General features: G+C 62.1%; 19 protein-coding genes. 4 read left to right on the top strand and 15 right to left on the bottom strand.

The annotated features are described in order from the left end of the window. Together ASC48_RS08320 and ASC48_RS08315 are read left to right on the top strand one after the other, a co-directional pair. Positions 1 to 318, top strand: a 318-nt coding sequence (locus tag ASC48_RS08320) for an integrase core domain-containing protein (RefSeq protein WP_244270023.1), incomplete at its 5' end; no start/stop codon positions are given. A gap of 205 nt (positions 319 to 523) precedes the next feature. Next, entirely contained in the window at positions 524 to 736 is a 213-nt protein-coding gene (locus ASC48_RS08315; RefSeq protein WP_141658904.1) for a hypothetical protein, read from the top strand. Positions 737 to 869: 133 nt separating this feature from the next. Here ASC48_RS08315 and ASC48_RS08310 read toward each other — a convergent pair whose 3' ends face one another. Next, a complete protein-coding gene (locus tag ASC48_RS08310) occupies positions 870 to 1,406 on the bottom strand; it encodes a response regulator (protein ID WP_072242558.1) in 537 nt (178 codons plus the stop codon). Positions 1,407 to 1,885: 479 nt separating this feature from the next. Between ASC48_RS08310 and ASC48_RS19525 the strand changes: the two genes are divergently transcribed. Beyond that, the gene (locus ASC48_RS19525) at positions 1,886 to 2,059 is read left to right on the top strand and encodes a hypothetical protein (RefSeq protein ID WP_156367091.1); all 174 of its coding nucleotides are present in this window, start codon (positions 1,886 to 1,888) and stop codon (positions 2,057 to 2,059) included. 44 nt (positions 2,060 to 2,103) lie between these two features. Here ASC48_RS19525 and ccoS read toward each other — a convergent pair whose 3' ends face one another. The 9 genes from ccoS to ASC48_RS08265 all read right to left on the bottom strand — a co-directional run bounded on the left by ccoS (position 2,104) and on the right by ASC48_RS08265 (position 11,658). After that, positions 2,104 to 2,271 carry a cbb3-type cytochrome oxidase assembly protein CcoS gene (gene ccoS / locus ASC48_RS08305; protein ID WP_055455254.1) on the bottom strand — a complete coding sequence of 56 codons (168 nt, stop codon included), beginning with the start codon at positions 2,269 to 2,271 and terminating at the stop codon, positions 2,104 to 2,106. Continuing rightward, positions 2,268 to 4,553: a heavy metal translocating P-type ATPase gene (locus ASC48_RS08300; RefSeq protein ID WP_244270022.1), complete on the bottom strand. Its 2,286-nt coding sequence runs from the start codon at positions 4,551 to 4,553 to the stop codon at positions 2,268 to 2,270. The genes ccoS and ASC48_RS08300 overlap by 4 nt, the downstream gene beginning before the upstream one ends. Positions 4,554 to 4,625: 72 nt before the next feature. Beyond that, positions 4,626 to 5,165 carry a FixH family protein gene (locus ASC48_RS08295; RefSeq protein WP_208975601.1) on the bottom strand — a complete coding sequence of 180 codons (540 nt, stop codon included), beginning with the start codon at positions 5,163 to 5,165 and terminating at the stop codon, positions 4,626 to 4,628. Between the two features lie 9 nt (positions 5,166 to 5,174). Then, positions 5,175 to 6,632: a cytochrome c oxidase accessory protein CcoG gene (ccoG, locus tag ASC48_RS08290; protein WP_208975600.1), complete on the bottom strand. Its 1,458-nt coding sequence runs from the start codon at positions 6,630 to 6,632 to the stop codon at positions 5,175 to 5,177. A gap of 255 nt (positions 6,633 to 6,887) precedes the next feature. Next, complete coding sequence (ccoP, locus tag ASC48_RS08285; protein WP_055455250.1) at positions 6,888 to 7,766, bottom strand: cytochrome-c oxidase, cbb3-type subunit III; 879 nt, start codon at positions 7,764 to 7,766, stop codon at positions 6,888 to 6,890. A gap of 3 nt (positions 7,767 to 7,769) precedes the next feature. Then, positions 7,770 to 7,925 (bottom strand): cbb3-type cytochrome c oxidase subunit 3, encoded by a 156-nt coding sequence (locus ASC48_RS08280; RefSeq protein WP_055455249.1) that lies wholly within the window; start codon positions 7,923 to 7,925, stop codon positions 7,770 to 7,772. 10 nt (positions 7,926 to 7,935) lie between these two features. Beyond that, positions 7,936 to 8,670, bottom strand: coding sequence for a cytochrome-c oxidase, cbb3-type subunit II (gene ccoO, locus ASC48_RS08275; RefSeq protein ID WP_055455248.1), 735 nt, complete (start codon positions 8,668 to 8,670; stop codon positions 7,936 to 7,938). A gap of 15 nt (positions 8,671 to 8,685) precedes the next feature. Next, the gene (gene ccoN / locus ASC48_RS08270; RefSeq protein ID WP_055455247.1) at positions 8,686 to 10,341 is read right to left on the bottom strand and encodes a cytochrome-c oxidase, cbb3-type subunit I; all 1,656 of its coding nucleotides are present in this window, start codon (positions 10,339 to 10,341) and stop codon (positions 8,686 to 8,688) included. A 234-nt stretch (positions 10,342 to 10,575) separates the two neighbouring features. After that, complete coding sequence (locus ASC48_RS08265) at positions 10,576 to 11,658, bottom strand: AbrB family transcriptional regulator (protein WP_055455246.1); 1,083 nt, start codon at positions 11,656 to 11,658, stop codon at positions 10,576 to 10,578. A 205-nt stretch (positions 11,659 to 11,863) separates the two neighbouring features. Between ASC48_RS08265 and hemN the strand changes: the two genes are divergently transcribed. Continuing rightward, a complete protein-coding gene (hemN, locus tag ASC48_RS08260; protein ID WP_055455319.1) occupies positions 11,864 to 13,228 on the top strand; it encodes an oxygen-independent coproporphyrinogen III oxidase in 1,365 nt (454 codons plus the stop codon). 158 nt (positions 13,229 to 13,386) lie between these two features. Here the strand turns inward: hemN and ASC48_RS08255 are convergent, their stop codons facing one another. From ASC48_RS08255 to ASC48_RS08235, 5 genes are all read right to left on the bottom strand, one after another. After that, complete coding sequence (locus ASC48_RS08255) at positions 13,387 to 14,103, bottom strand: helix-turn-helix domain-containing protein (protein ID WP_208975599.1); 717 nt, start codon at positions 14,101 to 14,103, stop codon at positions 13,387 to 13,389. Between the two features lie 352 nt (positions 14,104 to 14,455). Beyond that, complete coding sequence (locus ASC48_RS08250; protein ID WP_208975598.1) at positions 14,456 to 14,794, bottom strand: response regulator; 339 nt, start codon at positions 14,792 to 14,794, stop codon at positions 14,456 to 14,458. A 159-nt stretch (positions 14,795 to 14,953) separates the two neighbouring features. Next, complete coding sequence (locus ASC48_RS08245) at positions 14,954 to 15,550, bottom strand: response regulator transcription factor (protein ID WP_055455244.1); 597 nt, start codon at positions 15,548 to 15,550, stop codon at positions 14,954 to 14,956. Between the two features lie 39 nt (positions 15,551 to 15,589). Further along, complete coding sequence (locus tag ASC48_RS08240) at positions 15,590 to 16,762, bottom strand: two-component system sensor histidine kinase NtrB (RefSeq protein WP_055455243.1); 1,173 nt, start codon at positions 16,760 to 16,762, stop codon at positions 15,590 to 15,592. A 93-nt stretch (positions 16,763 to 16,855) separates the two neighbouring features. After that, on the bottom strand, positions 16,856 to 18,079 hold the full coding sequence (locus tag ASC48_RS08235; protein WP_055455242.1) for a pyridoxal phosphate-dependent aminotransferase: 1,224 nt from the start codon (positions 18,077 to 18,079) through the stop codon (positions 16,856 to 16,858). Positions 18,080 to 18,144: the final 65 nt, after the last annotated feature.

Genomic DNA, 18,144 nt, shown 5'->3' with positions numbered 1-18,144 from the left:
GTGCAGGACTGGATCACCGCAGTCGGGGCGAAGACCGCCTACATCGCTCCCGGCAGTCCATGGGAGAACGGCTACATCGAGAGCTTCAACGCGCGCCTGCGCGACGAACTCCTCGACGGCGAGATCTTCTACACGCTCAAAGAGGCCAGGATCATCGTGGAAAGCTGGCGTCGGCATTACAACACCGTGCGTCCGCATGGATCGCTCGGCTACAAGCCGCCGGCGCCGGAGGTCTTCATCCCGGCATTCGCGCGGGCGGCCCTGCAACCCCAACCAGCAATGCCGCCCGCGCTGGCGCCACGACCATCATTGCACTAACAATCAAATTGGACCCGTCCGTGGGGGCCGATCAGGAGCAGCGGCCGCGATGCTGCTGGGAGCAGCCGCGCCTTCCATTATCTAACCGCAGCCACTGACCCGAAAGCCTTGTAAAGATCTCTTTTCAGATGATCCAGACTCAGTCATTCATTTTGCATTAACCATAAATGCCGAAGCTGTAATCGTCGATATCGGGGAGACCGGCATGGTTCGCTTGCGCAAACGCCTTGAGACTTTGGACGACTTCTTTGCAGCGGTGGAAGGCTATACACATCTGCCCACCGAACTGCTGGTCCGCTTCCTGCTCGACAACTACCTCGTTGATCTGGACCAGCTTTCCGAGTTTGCCAGCGCAATGAAACTGCAGCAGGTCAATCACGCTGCCGCCAGTTCCGCCGCCGCCTCGGTCGCTGCCTGATACGGGCCCTTTGCGGTCCGTACGCGGTTGGGACGTGCTGCAGAACGGCAGCCAGAGCACTTTCGTTGAAAACGAAGCCGCCGAGAGTGCTCGATCTCTTTGTTTCTACGAAGTTCCCGGCGCAGAACCGGCCTCAGCCGATGGCCTGAGTTTCCTGGGATTCCTGCGCAGGCGCGCCGGCATTTCCCGGCTGCGGCAGCCCGCTCTGCCAGATCTTCTGGCGGTTGCGGATTTCGCGCGGCGCAGGGCCGAAGTAGCTCGGGGTCTTCACAAAGTCACGCGGCTGCATGATCACACTGGAGACCCGCTGATAAAGCGCCTTGGCCGAGATCGGCTTGGACAACAGCTCATGCACGCCCAGACGCCGCGCTTCGATGATGCGGCTGCGCTCCGTATGCCCTGTCACCATGATGATCGGGATATAGGCAAAGGGATTGTTCTGGGTGCGGATCATGCGCACCATGTCGGCGCCGTCGAGGATCGGCATCACCCAGTCGAGAATCAGAATGTCGGGATTGGCACGGTCCATGGCCTCAAGGCCAGACGCACCATCTTCGGCTTCGACAATACGCCGCGCCCCGAAACCCTGCAGCATGGTGCGCAGGATCGTGCGCATGTAGGCGCTGTCTTCCACCAGAAGAAATGTCAGCGAGGCAAGATCAAGGCTCACCGGCCACCTCCGTTCGTCCAGATCAGACTACAGGCAAAGGATGAAAAGAGAGTTAGTCAACTCTGCCAGTGCCCGGCGCTCCGTTGTCAGGCCACGGCCGCGCAAAAGGCCTCTGCACGGGAGCAGCTCAGCGCGACTGTTAACAGGCGCACAGGGTTTGACTGCTCAAGCGGGCATTTCCGTAGCCTGATGAGGACATTTTCAGTCTGCCCACCTATTTTTCCAATAAATTCAGCCCGTTGCACGAGCGAAGCAGTGGCAGAGGATTTTCTTTTACCCAAGGGCATTTAACCGGAGATGCCGCGAATTTGACATAAGATTCAAGTTACCGGGTTTAAACCTTGGTAAAGTTGCGAAGCATTAACTCGATCCGGAGCTATGGCTTAACGCGCCTTTCAGGGAGCCGTGCTATAAAAACGTCACAGTCAGACAAGGCGGGGTTTAGCTATAGCCTTTCATCCTGACGCCCGGAGCCAGCCATGCAGAGCGAACGCATCGAGAAGAAGAGGGAGGCACGCAGGGACAAACCTGTCGCGCAGATCCCATCCTTCAGTGCCAGCTCAGGCCCTGCTCACGAGAATATTCTCCTCTTCTCCGGTCTGGCTCTGCTGATCGTCTCCGCCAGCATGGTGATCACCGCGCTCGTCGGCTGAGGCATGTGCCCCGGCATCGCATTTCCTGGATATCGCGCAGCCGGTCAGGCTTTCTTTCCGTCCCCGTCTTCCAGATCATCATCATCCAGAATACGCCAGCTGGCGCCTTCGAGATCATCATACTGGCCGCTTTTCAGCGACCACAGGAAGCCCACCAGCCCCAATCCACCGAGGAACAGGGCGACCGGGATGAGAAACAGCAGGATGGTCATTCTGCCCCCCGAGGCTTGAGAGAAATGGCAGGCGCGCGGTCAGTGGCCGCGCCGGTTCCGGGCTGGCCGGGCACCGTGTCTTGTGCCATGCGCGCATTGACAAGGCGCAGGCGCAGGGCGTTGGCCGTGACGATGAGGGACGAGCCCGACATGGCGGCGGCCGCAATCAGCGGCGTGACAAAGCCCGCCACCGCAATCGGAACTGCGATCAGATTGTAGATGACCGAGATCCAAAGGTTCTCGATCATGGCGGCCTTGGCCTTGCGGGAGATGGCAAGCGCTTCGGCGACGGGGCGGAGCGGACCGCCCAGGAACACGGCATCGGCAGCGGCCTGGCTGATGTGAACCGCGGTCACCGGCGACAGCGACACATGCGCTGCGGCCAGAGCCGGAGCGTCATTCAGCCCGTCACCGACCATCAGCACGGTGCGGCCTGCCTGCTTCAACTCCTCCAGCCGGGCAATCTTGCCCGCAGGCGTCATCCCGGCCCGCCATTCACTGATGCCAAGGGCATTGGCGGCCTGCTCCACCGCGCCCGCCCGGTCACCGGACAGGATCTCCAGATGGTAGCCCATGGATCTAAGGCTGGCGGCAACGGCCGGAGCATCAGGCCGGAGCTTCTGCCGCAGGGCGATCAGCCGCACCTGTCCCTCACCGGCCCGATAGGCCAGCAGCGAGGCATCGGGATGGCGCTGCATCAGCGCCGCCACATCTGCCTCTGCCGCGCCGCAGAAGGCGGGGCTGCCAAGCCGGATTTCGCGTGCCCCCAGATCGCAGGAGACGCCTGCCCCGCTTGTCTCCGCCACACCGGCCAGCGGCTCGCTGGCCGCCGTTGCCTGGGCAAGGCCACGGGCCAAGGGATGACGGCTGGACAGGGCCAGACGCCCGGCGAGCAGCAGATCCCGGTCCGAAAGATCCGGCTCTTCCACCAGTTCCGGCTCGGACAGGGTCAGCGTGCCGGTCTTGTCGAAGACGATGGTGTCGGCAGCCGCCAGCCGCTCGATGGCATCGCCGGACCGGATCAGCACGCCTGCCTTGAACAATTGCCCGGAAGCGACGACCTGCACCGCCGGAATGGCAAGGCCAAGCGCGCAGGGGCAGGTGATGATGAGAACCGAAATGGCGATGACAAGCGCCGGCTGCCAGCCGATGCCATAAATCGCCCATCCGGCAAAGGTCAGCGCTGCCGCCGCATGCACCACCGGCGAATACATGGAGGCGGCCCGGTCGGCGAGCACGACATAGGAGGACTTGGCCTGTCCGGCCGCTTCCAGCAGACGGTTCACCTCATCCAGTACAGTGGAACCGGAGGCAGCCGCCACACGCACATGCAGCACGCCATCGGCATTGCTGGTGCCGGCATAGACCCGGTCCCCGGGCCTCACCGGCTCAAGCGCCGTTTCGCCGGTCACAAGGCTCTGATCGACCTCGGACACACCCTCTTCAATGATCCCGTCAACCGGAATGCGGTCACCGGCGGTGACCAGCACGAGGTCACCGGGTTGAATGCGGGAGAGCGGCACCTCGCGCACGCTGCCATCCGGATTGATCCGCGCCGCGACCTCGCCCTTCAAGGCCGCGATATTCTCCGCCAGCGACTGGGTGCGGCCGCGCATGTTGTGATCGAGATAGCGGCCGACCAGCAGGAAAAACAGAAGCATGGTGGCGGATTCGAAATAGGCGTGATGCTGGCTTTGCGCGGTCTGGACCAGCGACAGCCCGACCGCGAGGCACACGCCGATGGAAATCGGCACATCCATGTTGAGGCGGCGGCCGCGGATGGCATTGAAGGCACTTCTGAAGAAAGGGCGGCCCGCATAGGCAACCGCCGGAAGGGCGATCAGCGCCGAGATCCAGTGAAACAGATCGCGGGTTTCATCGGTGATATCTGTGACATTGCCCGACCAGACCGAGACGGAGAGCAGCATGATGTTCATCGCTGCAAAGCCGGAGACGGCGATGGCGCGCATCAGTTCCCGCCCCGTCTGGTCCTGACGGTTGCGCGCCGAAGCCGGATCGAACGGGTGGGCCTTGTAGCCCATGCGTGCCAGTGTGGCGACAATCTTGTCTGCGCCGGTGGCTGCGGCATCCCAGTCCACTGCGAGCCGGTGAGAGGTGAGGTTGACGCGCGCTCTGGCGACGCCCGGCAGGCGCATCAGCCCGCGCTCGATGTCGCCCATGCAGGCTGCACAGGTGATGCCCTCGACGGCCAGGTCCATATGGGCCCTGCCCTCTTCTCCGGGTGTGACGAATGCGTCCCAGTCACGCATATGCACAGTCATGATCCGTCCTTTTCGCGGGAGAAAATGCCATGCCCGGCTCGCCCCCCGAACCGCGCAGGGCGCTTGCCGGACTCAGTCCTTGAGGAAGAGCTTGTTCTCGGACCGGAACACCCGGCCCTCGGCCCCATGGGCCTCGATGATCAGGTGCCAGTTGCCCGCGGCCAGCGGCTCCGGCGTCAAGGCCGTGTAATGCCCGCTTTCCCCTTCGGTCAGGTCCACGGTCTGATCCTGTCCCTTTGCCACCGGGTGCATCAGCTTCGCTTCGAAGGTCACACCGGAAACCGGCGAGCCGTCGGCCTTTTCGGCATTGATGGCGATCTGGGCACGGCCTTCGATACTGCGCTCGAGATGCACGCCGACCTGCCAGCCGCGAGACGCCTGTTCGCGCGCCGCTGCCACCTCATTGTTGAAGGCCTGTCCCGCCCTGTAGGAACTGTCGACGACTGTTCCGGGGAAGCTGCCGAGAGCAACCCAGAGGAAGATACCGTTGACCGCAAAGATGACCCCGAAAAAGCCCGTCAGCCAGATCAGAACCGTCCATCCGGTCATGGGGCGGCGCGCCGCCCCTGCCATTCCATTACCCTTGCCCATCCTCGCAAGTGTCTGCGTCATCTGGTCCTCCTATGGGGCCTTGAAATAATCGCTGGTGTAGACAACCTCGCCCATCACCGTGTCCGTCAGGCGGAAGATGACGGGGGTCGAGGACGCAAGTTTTGCATCAGCCGGGGAATAGACCAGCACGCGGATCTCACGGCTCTGGTCCGGGCCGACAACGATGAAGGGACGGCCATCCACATAGTGGTCGATGCCGATCGCCTCGACCCTCGTACCGCCGGGCATGCCTTCAACATTGAGCATGAAAGTGCGTTCATGGTTCTGCTTGTTCAGCAGGCGGACGGTGAAGCCGTTGCGCACCGAGCCGTCATTCTGCTGGACGAAGATCGGGTTGCGGTCATGCAGCACGCTGATGCCGGCAAAGTCGCGGGCGAGCAGCGCATAGAGCATGATGGCCCCCGTGATGGCGATGACCGCAGCATAGATGATGGTGCGCGGACGCACGATATCATAGGCCGGGTCCTTGCCCTCCAGCCGCCGCTGGATGTTCTCGTCCGTGTCATAGCCGATGAGGCCCGTGGGCTTGCCGACGCGGGTCATCACCGCGTCGCAGGCGTCAATGCACAACCCGCACTGAATGCAATCGAGCTGCAGGCCGTTGCGGATGTCGACGCCCGTCGGGCAGACGTGGAAGCATTGGCCGCAGTCAACGCAGTCACCAGCCGGCTGGCCAAGCGCTGCCAGCTGCTTGTTGCGCTTCAGCGGTCCGCGCGGCTCGCCCCGGTCCCAGCGGTAGGTGACGTTCAGCGCCTTCTCGTCCGTCAGCGCCGCCTGAATGCGCGGCCAGGGGCACATGTAGATGCAGACCTGCTCGCGCATGAAGCCGGCCAGCAGATAGGTGGTCGTGGTCAGGATTCCGATCCACACATAGGCACTCAGCGGTGCCTGGAAGGTGGCGAGTTCATAGACCAGCGTCGGCGCATCGGAGAAATAGAGCACCCAGGCACCGCCGGTCCACCAGGCGATCATCAGCCAGGACACATGCTTGGCTGCGCGTTTGCCGAACTTCGACAGGCTCATCGGTGCCTTGTCGAGCGCAATGCGCTCGCGCCGGTCACCTTCGATCTTGCGCTCGACCCAGAGAAACAGGTCGGTCCACACCGTCTGCGGGCAGAGATAGCCGCACCACAGACGCCCGGCGACCGCGTTCATCAGAAACAGTGACAGAGCCGCAATGATCAGCAGCCCGGTGAGGTAATAGACCTCCTGCGGCCAGATCTCGATGAAGAAGAAATAGGCACGCCGGCCTTGAAGATCGACGAGAACCGCCTGGTTGGGAGCGTTCGGCCCCCGGTCCCAGCGGATGAAGGGAAGGAAATAGTAGATGCCCAGCGTGATGAACAGCAGCGCCCACTTGATCTTGCGGAAGGTTCCCTTGACCGCCATCGGATAGATCTTCCGGGCAGACGCAAACCACTCTTCTGGCTCACCGCCAGCACCGGCGGCATTTGGCTCGACTCGCATCATTCCGTCCTTTCGTCCCGGTTTCCGGCCCCAACGGCACCCGGGCGGGTCCGGGCGCAGCGCGAGGGCGCAGACCCGGGTTCATGCTGACCTTCAAGACACACTAGACGGCGCGGACGCTTCGGGCCTTGAGCCTGATCAAATGCGGCATCATGTCCAAAGGCCGGACACTTGCGTGCCCGGCCCTTGTATGTCTGGTCATTTTCGGTCCTCACGGTACCTGCACATCATGCAGCTCCCGCAAGATTTCCGGACTTATTCGCCGCCACCGAAGGAGTGCACGTAGACAGCCAGCGACTTGATGGTCGCCGGATCAAGACGGCCTTCCCAGGCAGGCATCACACCATGACGCGGGGCATTGACCTGCGCCTTGATGGCCTGAACCGACTTGCCGAACAGGTAGTTCGCCGAAAGCAGGTTCGGTGCGCCCATCTCGCGAATGCCGGCGAGATCCTCACCATGGCAGGATGCGCAGTTGTCCTGATAGACGACCTCGCCCGCAGCCAGATCCACACCGGGTTCGGTTTCCAGTCCGGCGCGCGATGCGACGAAGTTGGCGACCTGATCGATCTGGGTCTTGTCGAGGAGTTCATCACGGCCGAAGGCTGGCATTTCGCTCATCCGGGCCTCATCATGACCCGAGCGGATGCCATACTTGAGGGTTGTATAGATATCCTCAAGCGTGCCGCCCCAGATCCAGCTGTCATCCTGCAGGTTCGGATAGCCGATAGCACCCGTAGCACCCGAGCCGTGGCAGGCTGCGCAGTTGTCACCGAAAGCTGCACGGCCATTCGCCATGGCAAAGTCGAGCAGTTCCGGCTTGGCTGCAATCTCTTCCACGCTGGCATCATTGAGACCCGCACCCAGCTGGGCACGGGCGGCCTGACCGGCCTCGACAGCCGTCAGCGCGTCTGCGCGCTGGCTGTTGCCAAGGACGCCGGCGGTGTAACCGCTGAGCAGCGGCCAGGACGGATAGACCACCCAGTAGCCGATCGCCCAGACGATCGTGGCGTAGAAGACATAGAGCCACCACTTCGGCAGGGGATTGTTGAGCTCCTTGAGCCCGTCCCACTCGTGGCCTGTCGTTTCGACGCCGGAGACAGCATCGATCTCCTTCTTGTGAATGTCGCTCATCTGTCAGTCCTCCCGGAACGGGATCTTGGCGGCCTCGTCAAAGCGGTCTGCATTGCGGGGCCAGAGGGCATAGGCGAGCACACCTGCAAACATCAGCACGAAGTAGATCGTGCCACCCGTCTGGGCGAAGCTGGCCAGGGTCATGTAGGTCTCGTTCATGTGAGCCTCCTCAGCGCAGGTTCGCCTTGTCGTCGTAGATCGTGAAATCCACGAGCGTTCCAAGCATCTGCAGATAGGCGATGAGCGCATCCATTTCCGTCAGGTCCTTCGGATTGCCGTCGAAGTCACGGACAACAGCCTTCGGGTAACGGGCAAGGAATTCATCCACGCCGTCTGCATCCGGGTTGGCCTGAATGGCCAGGTCGGCGGCGGCCTTTTCGATCATTTCGTCCGTGTAAGGCACGCCGACGATTGCATTCACCTTCAGGTGGTCGGCAATGCCACGGGTGTCGAGCTTGGCCGTCATGAGGAACGGATAGCCCGGCATGATCGATTCCGGCACGACAGAGCGCGGGTTGATCAGGTGATCACGGTGCCAGTCGTCGGAATACTTGCCGCCGACGCGGGCGAGATCCGGACCCGTGCGCTTGGAGCCCCACTGGAACGGATGGTCATACATGGATTCCGCAGCCAGCGAGTACTTGCCATAGCGCTCCAGTTCATCGCGCATCGGGCGGACCATCTGCGAATGGCAGAGGTAGCACCCTTCACGGATGTAGATGTTGCGGCCGGCCAGTTCGAGCGGGGAGTAGGGACGCATCCCTTCCACCTTCTCGATCGTGCTTTTCAGATAGAAGAGCGGGACGATCTCGACGAGACCGCCGATGGAGACCATCAGGAGGATGCCCACAAGAAGAAGAATGGAGTTCTTCTCGAAGATTTGGTGTTTTGCCCAGGCAGACATTGATTGCTCTCCCCCTTATTCGGCCGGAGCCAGATTGCCAGCCGTACCGGTTTCGGCCACTTCGGCCTCACCATGACGGACGGTCATCCAGAGGTTGAAGGCCATGATCACGGCGCCGAGCACGAAGAGTGCGCCGCCAAGAGCACGGATGACGTAGTAGGGGAACATGGCGTCGACGGTTTCGATGAAGGAGTATTCAAGGAAGCCCATCTTGTCGTAGGCGCGCCACATCAGGCCCTGCATGATGCCCGACACCCACATGGCGCAGATGTACAGGACGATGCCCATGGTCGAGAGCCAGAAGTGCCAGTCCACCAGCTTCAGCGAGTAGAGGCCCTTCTTCTTCCACAGCCAGGGAACCAGGCAGTAGAGCGCACCGAAGGAGATGTAGCCCACCCAGCCCAGAGCACCGGAATGCACGTGGCCAATGGTCCAGTCGGTGTAATGCGACAGCGAGTTCACGGCACGGATGCTCATGAGCGGGCCTTCGAAGGTCGACATGCCGTAGAAGGCAACCGACACGACCATCATGCGTAGCACCGGATCGGTCCGCAGCTTGTCCCAGGCACCTGACAGGGTCATCAGGCCGTTGATCATACCGCCCCAGGAGGGCATCCACAGGATCACGGAGAAGGTGGCGCCCAGCGTCGATGCCCACTGCGGCAGAGCCGTGTAGTGCAGGTGGTGGGGGCCGGCCCAGATGTAGATGAAGATCAGCGCCCAGAAGTGCACGATCGACAGGCGGTAGGAATAGACCGGCCGTTCGGCACGCTTGGGCACGAAATAGTACATGATGGCCAGGAAGCCAGCGGTCAGGAAGAAGCCCACCGCGTTATGCCCATACCACCACTGCACCATCGCATCCTGCACGCCAGACCAGACGATGTAGGACTTGGTCCCGAACACCGACACCGGAATGGTGGCGTTGTTGACCAGATGCAGCATCGCAATGGTGACGATGAAGGCAAGGTAGAACCAGTTCGCCACATAGATATGCGGCTCCTTGCGCTTCCAGATGGTGCCAAGGAACAGGAACAGGTAAGCCACCCAGACGATGGTCAGCCACAGGTCGGCGTACCATTCCGGCTCGGCATATTCCTTGCCCTGTGTCGCGCCGAGCAGATAACCCGTGCCGGCAATGATGATGAAGGCGTTGTAGCCGAGAATGACGAACCAGGGCAGGATCTTGCCCGGCATGCGGACGCGGCAGGTGCGCTGGACCACATACATGGATGTCGCGAGCAGCACGTTGCCACCGAAGGCGAAGATCACCGCAGAGGTGTGCAGCGGACGCAGGCGCCCGAAATTGGTCCAGGGCAGATCGAAATTCAGCGCCGGAAAGGCCAGCTGAAGCGCGATGATGAGACCGGCGGTGAAACCGGCGATGCCCCAGAACATGGCAGCCACGGTGCCGAACTTGACCGGCCCCATGTTGTAGTTCGGCTTGCCGCCGATTTCCTGCGGGATCTCGATCCCGCCGTCATCGAAGTAGTTCTTGAAGATGATGAAGGCACCGGCAGCAGCGAACAGAGCGCCGATTGCCGTATGGAATGCCATCACCTGGTCGTAAGTCTTCCCTGCCACGATCAGGCAGGCGAAGGCGAGCAGCACAAGGAACAGGGCGAAGGCCCCTTCCTCGAGCGATATGAGTTTGGCCTTTGATTGTGCCATTCTTCCGCCCCAGTCTTGAATGCCGCTGGCGAGGGAAGGGCCAGCAGTCCGACGCTGACCTTGCACATGGGATGGGGCCAGACGCGTTGATTCAGATCAACGGGGCGGAAAGGCTTCGGTTTGATGGCAAAAAGGTATCAGGCCGGAAGGCCGTGAAAGTGCCGCGGGGCATTTATCCCGGGTGCAGGCAGCCATCCGGCCCGGCTGGACGCTGCAAAGAGGGGAACGCCTTGGTTACGCCCCGCCGCGCGGGCTGCGGCCAAGCACCGCAAGGGTCACAGGCGGGAGAATCAGGATCAACGCAATATAGCGGGCCAGCTGATGGGCGGCGACAAAGGCCGGATCCATGTCGAGCAGGTAGGCCAGCAGCATCATCACCTCCAGCCCACCCGGCGCATAGGCCAGCAGTACCTGTCCGGCCGGAATGCCCAGCGTCAGCGCAACGGCCAGCGCGCCCACCACCGACACCGTGAGCCCCGCAGCGAAGGCTCCGGCGGAGGCCGCCAGAAGGCGCAGCAGCATGCCCGGGGAAACTTCGCAGAAACGGATGCCGATGGAAGCGCCCAGAATAACAAAGCAGGGAATCAGCGCCCAGTCCGGCACATGCGTATCCAGAAAGCCCGTGCCGCTCGCCAGCGCGCTGGCAAAGAACGCCCCTGTCAGCCAGCCGCCCGGAATGCGCAGCCGCACCGCCGCCAAACTGGCCGCGACGCAGATGACAAGGCCCAATGCCGTGTCCTGAAGCGGCACGGGAGCGGCCTCAGCGATGCCGTCCATCCCTGCCCCGCCCACTTGCCCGATGAAGAGCGGCAGAGCTGCCACCAGGAAGAACAGCCGGATGATATGGGCCGTCGAGAAACGCGTCACATCGGTCCTGCGGTCAGAGGCGACCGCCATCACAAAGGTCAGAGCGCCGGGGATGGCTGCGAAGTAGGCCTCCTCACGGGTCCAGCCGCAGACATTGCGCAAGAAGAAGAACGTTGCCGCCATGACAAGCGCCACGACCACGGCAAGTCCAGCCAGCGAAACCGGCCAGTCGCCGATGCGGTGCACCACGTCCGGCGTCACGCCGCTGCCCATGGTCATGCCCAGCAGCGTGTAAAGCGGCGGCTGGATGCCGGTTGGAAACTTCGCCCTCAGTCCCGCGAAGGTGGCCGCAGCCACAACAACCATCGCACCCGATAGCCACGCAGCAGGAAGACCCAGCCAGTTGAACCCGGCAGCGCCAGCCCCGCCGATGGCAATCGTCAGGCAGAATTGCGCCAAGGCTCTCCGGCGGGAAACGGTTGGTTCGGCGTCGATCTGGCTGGATGTCATCAGGCTGGTCGCGTATCAGGAAATCAGGGGGCTGGCAGGCATGCCATGTCACTATAGCGGCCTGCGGCAGGCCAACCAGTGCGTTTGCAGCCGGGCTGAACCCTTGCACCTGCGCGCATGACGCATGGCTTGAAGCTGCAACACACCTTCAGGAACCTTGAGGAAGATCAAGGTTTCCCTCCCGGACATCTGCCAGATTGCCCTCATGAGCGACCATCTTGCCCGGTATGCGGCCCGTAACGTGCCGCGCTACACAAGCTACCCGACCGCACCGCACTTCAGTGCGGAGGTGACACCCGGCCTTTACGGCAGCTGGCTGGCTGGCCTGCCTGAAGAGACGGACCTGTCCCTCTACTTGCATGTGCCCTATTGCCGGGAGCTGTGCCACTATTGCGGCTGTCACACCAAGGCGACCCGCAAGGACGCACCTCTGGTGCAATATGCCAAATCGCTGGAAGCCGAGATCGAGCTGGTCGCCGGGCATCTGGGCGCCCAGCGGCGCGTGCGCCACATCCATTGGGGCGGCGGCACGCCGAGCCTTTTGCCGGAAGCAAGCCTGCTGGAACTCTCCGGCATGATCCGGGTGCTGTTCGACCCCACACCGGATCTCGAACACGCCATCGAACTGGACCCGCGCTATGTCACCCGCCGCCTTGCGCTGACGCTGGCCGTGATGGGCATCAACCGCGCCAGTCTCGGCGTGCAGGACCTGAACCCGGATGTGCAGAAGGCCATCGGCCGGGTGCAGTCCTACGAGGTGCTGCAGGCAGCCGTCAATCACCTGCGGGATGCCGGACTGGACGCCCTGAATTTCGACCTGATGTACGGGCTGCCGCTGCAGACGCGCGACACGATTCTCGACACCGTGGCCCGCACCGTCGCGCTGCAGCCTTCGCGCATCGCCCTCTTCGGCTATGCCCATGTGCCCTGGATGAAGAAGCACCAGCGGCTCATTGACGAGACCACCCTGCCCGCTCCGGCCGAGCGCCTTGCCATGGCCGATGCGGCGCGCGAAGCGCTGATGGAGGCGGGCTATGTGGCCATCGGCCTCGATCATTTCGCCCGGCCGGACGACAGCATGGCCATTGCACTGGCTGAAGGCCGTCTGAAGCGCAATTTCCAAGGCTACACCACCGATCAGGGTGAAGCGCTGATCGGCCTCGGCGTCTCCTCCATCGGCCGGCTGCCGGCCGGTTTTGTCCAGAATGTCAGTGACACGGGCACGTGGCAGCGCATGGTGGAAAACGGCCAGCTGCCGGTCAACAAGGGCTTTGCCCTGTCCGATGATGACCGGGCGCGGGCCGATATCATCGAACAGCTGATGACGTCCTACACCGTGGACGTGGCCCGGATTGCCGAACGGCATGGCCTGCCCCTCAGCCACTTCAGCGAAAGCCTCGCAAAACTGGAGGAACTCGCAGCCGACGGCCTGCTGACCTGCAAGGATGCCTGGGTGAAAATCACGCCGGCAGGACGCCCTTATGTGCGCATCGCGGCGGCTGCCTTCGATGCCTATTTCGGCAAGGCCGCCCCCAGCGCCGTCGTGCCGCGCCACTCGATGGCGGTGTGAGAATTGGAAATGGCGCCCAGCCACCAGCCAGATGGCAGGCTGGGCCAGGGCAGGAGCGAGGGCGATGTCCCGCTTTTGCCCGCAAAAACGCCAACAGCCAGTCCTTGCGGACTGGCTGCAGGGCTTACAATGATCGATGGGGTCATGTGCTTGTCTGATCAGTGCTTGCCGGTGAGCTGGCAGACCGCGCAAACCCGGTTGAGGCGGATCTCGTCGTTGCGCTCCAGCGTGATGAGCCCCCGGCGCTTCATGTCCGAGATCACACGGCTGACTGTCTCGATGGTCAGACCAAGGTAGTCGGCAATTTCCTGGCGGGTCATGTGCAGCTTGACCTGACGGCTGTCCGGCAGGCCGTCTTCCACCGGCCCCGTGCAGTTGCTGCCGCCGCGGTCCGGAACCAGATGCATCAGGAAGCTGGCGACACGCTCGGTTGCCGACTTGCGGCCAAGCAGAACTGCGTGTTCATGCAGATGCTGCATCTGCGTGATCAGGCATTTGGTCAGCTGGCGCTGAATGTCGGGCGAGACTTCGATCTGGTGCAGGTCCAGCGTGTGGACGCAGGCATCGGTCAGGGTTTCAGCGGTGCAATCCTGCTCTTCACCGGCGGGCATCCCGAAGATATCTCCGGCGCGCAGCACCTCGACCACCTGACGGCGGCCATCGGGCAGCAGCTTGAACAGCATCACCGTGCCGCGGCCAACCTCGAAAATGCGGTCGGCAGGGTCACCCTGGTAATAGATCACATCATGCGGTTTGTAGCTCACGCTCTTGGCGCCAAAACTGGCGAAGTGAGAGGTGACCTCAGGGGCAGGAACGCGGGATGCGATGGTACCGGCCATGGGTGATCTTGTGAGACTGCGTTCCAGATAAGCCATGTTTCCCTCCTGTGGCTTTCAACCCGCAAAGAAACACGGCACGGGTTTCCCCATGCACCACGTTTCCGGCAACCTGCCCCGTCCGGCGGGCTGCCTGTATTGCTGCTGATGGTGACAAACTATCTTGGAGATTTGCAGGGCGGAATCCGGTCGAGTGCGTAAGGCCTTATACTCAGGACAAGATGACGCATCCGTAGAATTCAGTAGTGCAAGGAAGTTGTACTCCGCCCCTCAGAGGGGAAACAACACAAAGCAAATAAATCCGGCAGCAGATCGCAACCAGGGAATTGATGCAATTTTACTTCACAAGACAAAAGAAACGCAGGATTTTGCCGCGGCTGCAATTCCGCCTTCAAAGATAAGGCGCCAGCTCTTCTTCGGACAGAGGCTTGCGCAGGAAGGCAAAGGGATTGATGCCGCTCAGCATCTCCCGCAGGCGGTTCCCCGGCTGTCCGGAGATGACAATAACCTTGGGAGGGTCGCGGAATTCACCCAGCCAGCGCACCACCTGTGCGCCACTGACGCCGGGCAGGCCCAGGTCGACAATCACCAGGTCGCCGGAAACCGGCGGCTCGCCTTCAAAGAAGGATTCTGCGTCGGGGTATACGACCGCTTCGTGACCCATTCCCTCCACGAGAATGGACAGCGCGTCCGATACCCCGAAATCATCTTCGACAATGTGAACTGTCACGCAAATGGTCCGTGATAGAGCGTGTGCACTTCGCACTCCCCTCTTTATAAGGTTCTTTTGCCCAATATGATCTACGCACTAGTACGGGGGATCTGAATCAAATTTTTGTAATCGATGTCATCAGCCCGCTCACGGAGTGCGGGCTGATGCAGTTTCACGTCAATGAGCAAGCACGATGCGGACGAGATCGGCCGCATTCTTGGCGCCGAGTTTTTCCATGATGCGGGCGCGGTGCACCTCGACCGTGCGCGGGCTGATGCCCAGCTCCCGGCCAGCTTCCTTGTTGGAGGCCCCTGCCGTGATCCTGCCCAGAACCTCGCGCTCACGCCGGGTCAGCAGCTCAGCGCCGGGGAAGCTGCCGGTCTCACCATTTGCAGGTGCCCCCTTGTTCCGCTGCGCCTCGATGCCCTCGCGCACACGGGCAACCACCGTGTCGGCATCAAAAGGCTTCTCGATGAAATCAAAGGCACCGTTGCGGATGGCCTCCACAGCCATCGGGATATCGCCCTGGCCGGAGATGATGAAGATCGGCGCTTCATAGCTGTCCGCGCTCAGGGCCTTCAGCACGTCGATGCCGGAACGGCCCGGCATGTGCACGTCGAGAATGACGCAAGCCGGAACACGCTCCTTGGCAGCGGTGACGAAGCTGTCCCCGTCCTCGAAGGTTTCGACCGAAAAGCCCTCCATCTCGAACACGACAGACAATGCATCGCGCACGGCGGGATCATCATCAACGATGTAGATGGCTTCGGTCATCCCTAAAGTCCTCTTTCTTGCGTATAGCCCAAGGGCATATCACGACTTGGCGTCAGCGTGACGATCTGGATCAATATTGCAATTAATAGGAAGGCGGAGAACGAACGTTGCCCCTTCTCCCTCGGCAGCTTTTTCAAGGCTCAGATCACCGGCGTGATTCTGGGCGATGGTCCTGGAAATGGCGAGGCCAAGCCCCAGCCCCTTGCGTTTGTGGCCTGAGAAGGCGCGGAACAGTTCCGGAACCACCTCGGAGGGGACCCCTGGCCCGCTGTCCTGGACGCGAAACTCGATGTAATCGCCGCTCCGTTCGACTTCGAGCCGAACGGTCTTTTCCGGCGAACCCTGCACCGCCTCGCGGGCATTGCGCAGAAGGTTGACCAGAACCTGCCGGATCTGCACCGGATCGATTGGCAGTTCCGGCAGCTGCGGCTGGATTTTCATCTCGAAACGCACGCCGCTGTCACCCGATCCCAGTTCCACCAGTTCCACACAGGACCGGCAGAAACTCAGCAGATCCGTCGGCACCCGTTCCGGATCGCGCTTCTCCACCAGCTGGCGCATGCGCTGGATGATCTCCCCCGCACGCTCGGCCTCACGCATGGCCTTCTCGATCACGCCGAGGGACTGTGCATCGACGGTACCGGCATTGCGCGCCTTGCGGACAACTGCCTGAAGATACAACAAGATTGCTGTCAGCGGCTGGTTCAGTTCATGGGCAATCGCCGCGCCCATCTCGTCGATGGCGCTGATTCGGGTCATGTGAACCAGTTGCGCCTGCGCCCTCGCGAGGCTCTGCTCCACCGACTTGCGGTGCCGCAAATCCCGCAGGATGCCGATGAACTGGCGTCCGTCGGGCGTTTTCGCCTCGCCGACCGACAGCTCCACCGGAAACTCCGTGCCATCCTTGTGGCGCGCGGCGACTTCACGGCCGATGCCGATGATCCGCCGCTCGCCGGTTTCCAGATAGCGCTCCACATAGTGGTCATGCTCGCGGGCATAGGAGTCCGGCATGATCAGGGTAACGTTCTGCCCCAGAGCTTCAGCCGCCGTATAGCCGAAAAGGCGCTCGCAGGCCTTGTTGAAGGCAAGGATCCGCATGCGGTCATTGATGACGATGATGCCGTCGACGGCCGTCTCCAGAACACTGGCCAGACGTGCGTCAGATACGGTCCAAGCCGCGCCCTGACCGCAATGTCCCTGTCCCTCGTCCATGCCCTGCCGCCAAAATGTCCCGAGCGCGGCAAAGCACGACGCTGGGCACCAAGTCCTTACGTGGAAATCCGTAACGCATTCTACGAAGCTGCGTCAACGCTTTAGCCAAGCGGCAAGGCGCCTCATCCCCTCTCCCACATGATCGGCCCGGCGGGCAAAGCACAGCCGCAGGAAGCCCTGCCCGGTGACACCAAAGGCCGAAGCAGGCGCCAGCCCCACCCGCGCCTGGAGGGCCAGATCCATCGCCAGCTGCCGCGCATCCGTGTACCCCTCGATGCCGAAGAACATGTAGAAAGAGCCATCTGGCACGGTGAAACGCACGCCATCCATGGCCGCCAGCGCATCACAGACGATCTTGCGGCCCGCCAGCGCACGCGCTTTCTGCTCCTCAAGGAAGGCATCCCCTTGCGCAGACAGCGCCGCAATCGCCCCGCGCTGCATGAAGGCAGCAACGCCGGAGGTGGAGTATTGCACCATGTTCTCAATGACCTGGCCCAGCGCTTTGGGTGCGGACATCCAGCCGATACGCCAGCCGGTCATGGCCCAGTTCTTCGAGAAGGTATTCACCTGGATCACCCGGTCGTTCTCTTCCACAATTTCGTGGAAGGACGGCGCATGATTGCCGGCCCCATAGTAGAAACGGCCATATACTTCGTCGGCAATAATCCAGATACCGTAACGGCGGGAGATATCGAGAATCTGTTTCAGATCCTCGCGGCTTGCCACCCAGCCGGTTGGATTGGCCGGCGTGTTGATGAAGATGGCGCGGGTGCGCGGTGTGATTGCCGCTTCGAGACGCGCCACATCCAGCGACCAGCCGCCTTGCGTGAAATCGAGGGGCACGGAGACCGGCACCCCGCCCATCAGCCCGACAGAGGCGGCAATGTTCGGCCATGCAGGCACCGGGACCAGCACCTCGTCCCCCTGCCCGGCGATCATCTGCACCGCGATCTGGATGGCCTGCATCCCGGACCCGGTGACGAAGAAACGCTCCGGATCAAACGGGCGGCCGAAGACGCGGCCATGATAATCCGCAAGCGCCTTGCGCAGTTCCGGCAATCCGCGCTGATAGGTGTAGAAGGTCTCGCCCGCCTTCATCGCCGCTTCCGCCGCCTCGCAGATGAAGGGCGGCGTTGGCAGATCGCCCTCGCCCACCCAGAGCGGGATCACATCCGGCAGCTCGCGCGCCGCATTGACGACTTCGACGATGCCGCTTTCCGGCGCATTGCGGGCAGGCGCCCGGAGTGCATCAAGGATAGGATCGTTGGGGGTGTGCAAGGTCACGTCAGGCTCCGCCGGAAGTATGTGTCTGGTCATCGACCTTACAAATCCTCTCCGGCAAAAGCACATGAATCTGCGTGAAGCTGACTTCACCCAAAGCG

The sequence above is a fragment of the Pannonibacter indicus genome (assembly GCF_001418225.1).
GTDB classification, from domain to species: Bacteria; Pseudomonadota; Alphaproteobacteria; order Rhizobiales; family Stappiaceae; genus Pannonibacter; species Pannonibacter indicus.
This window is presented reverse-complemented; position numbering and strand designations above follow the sequence as displayed.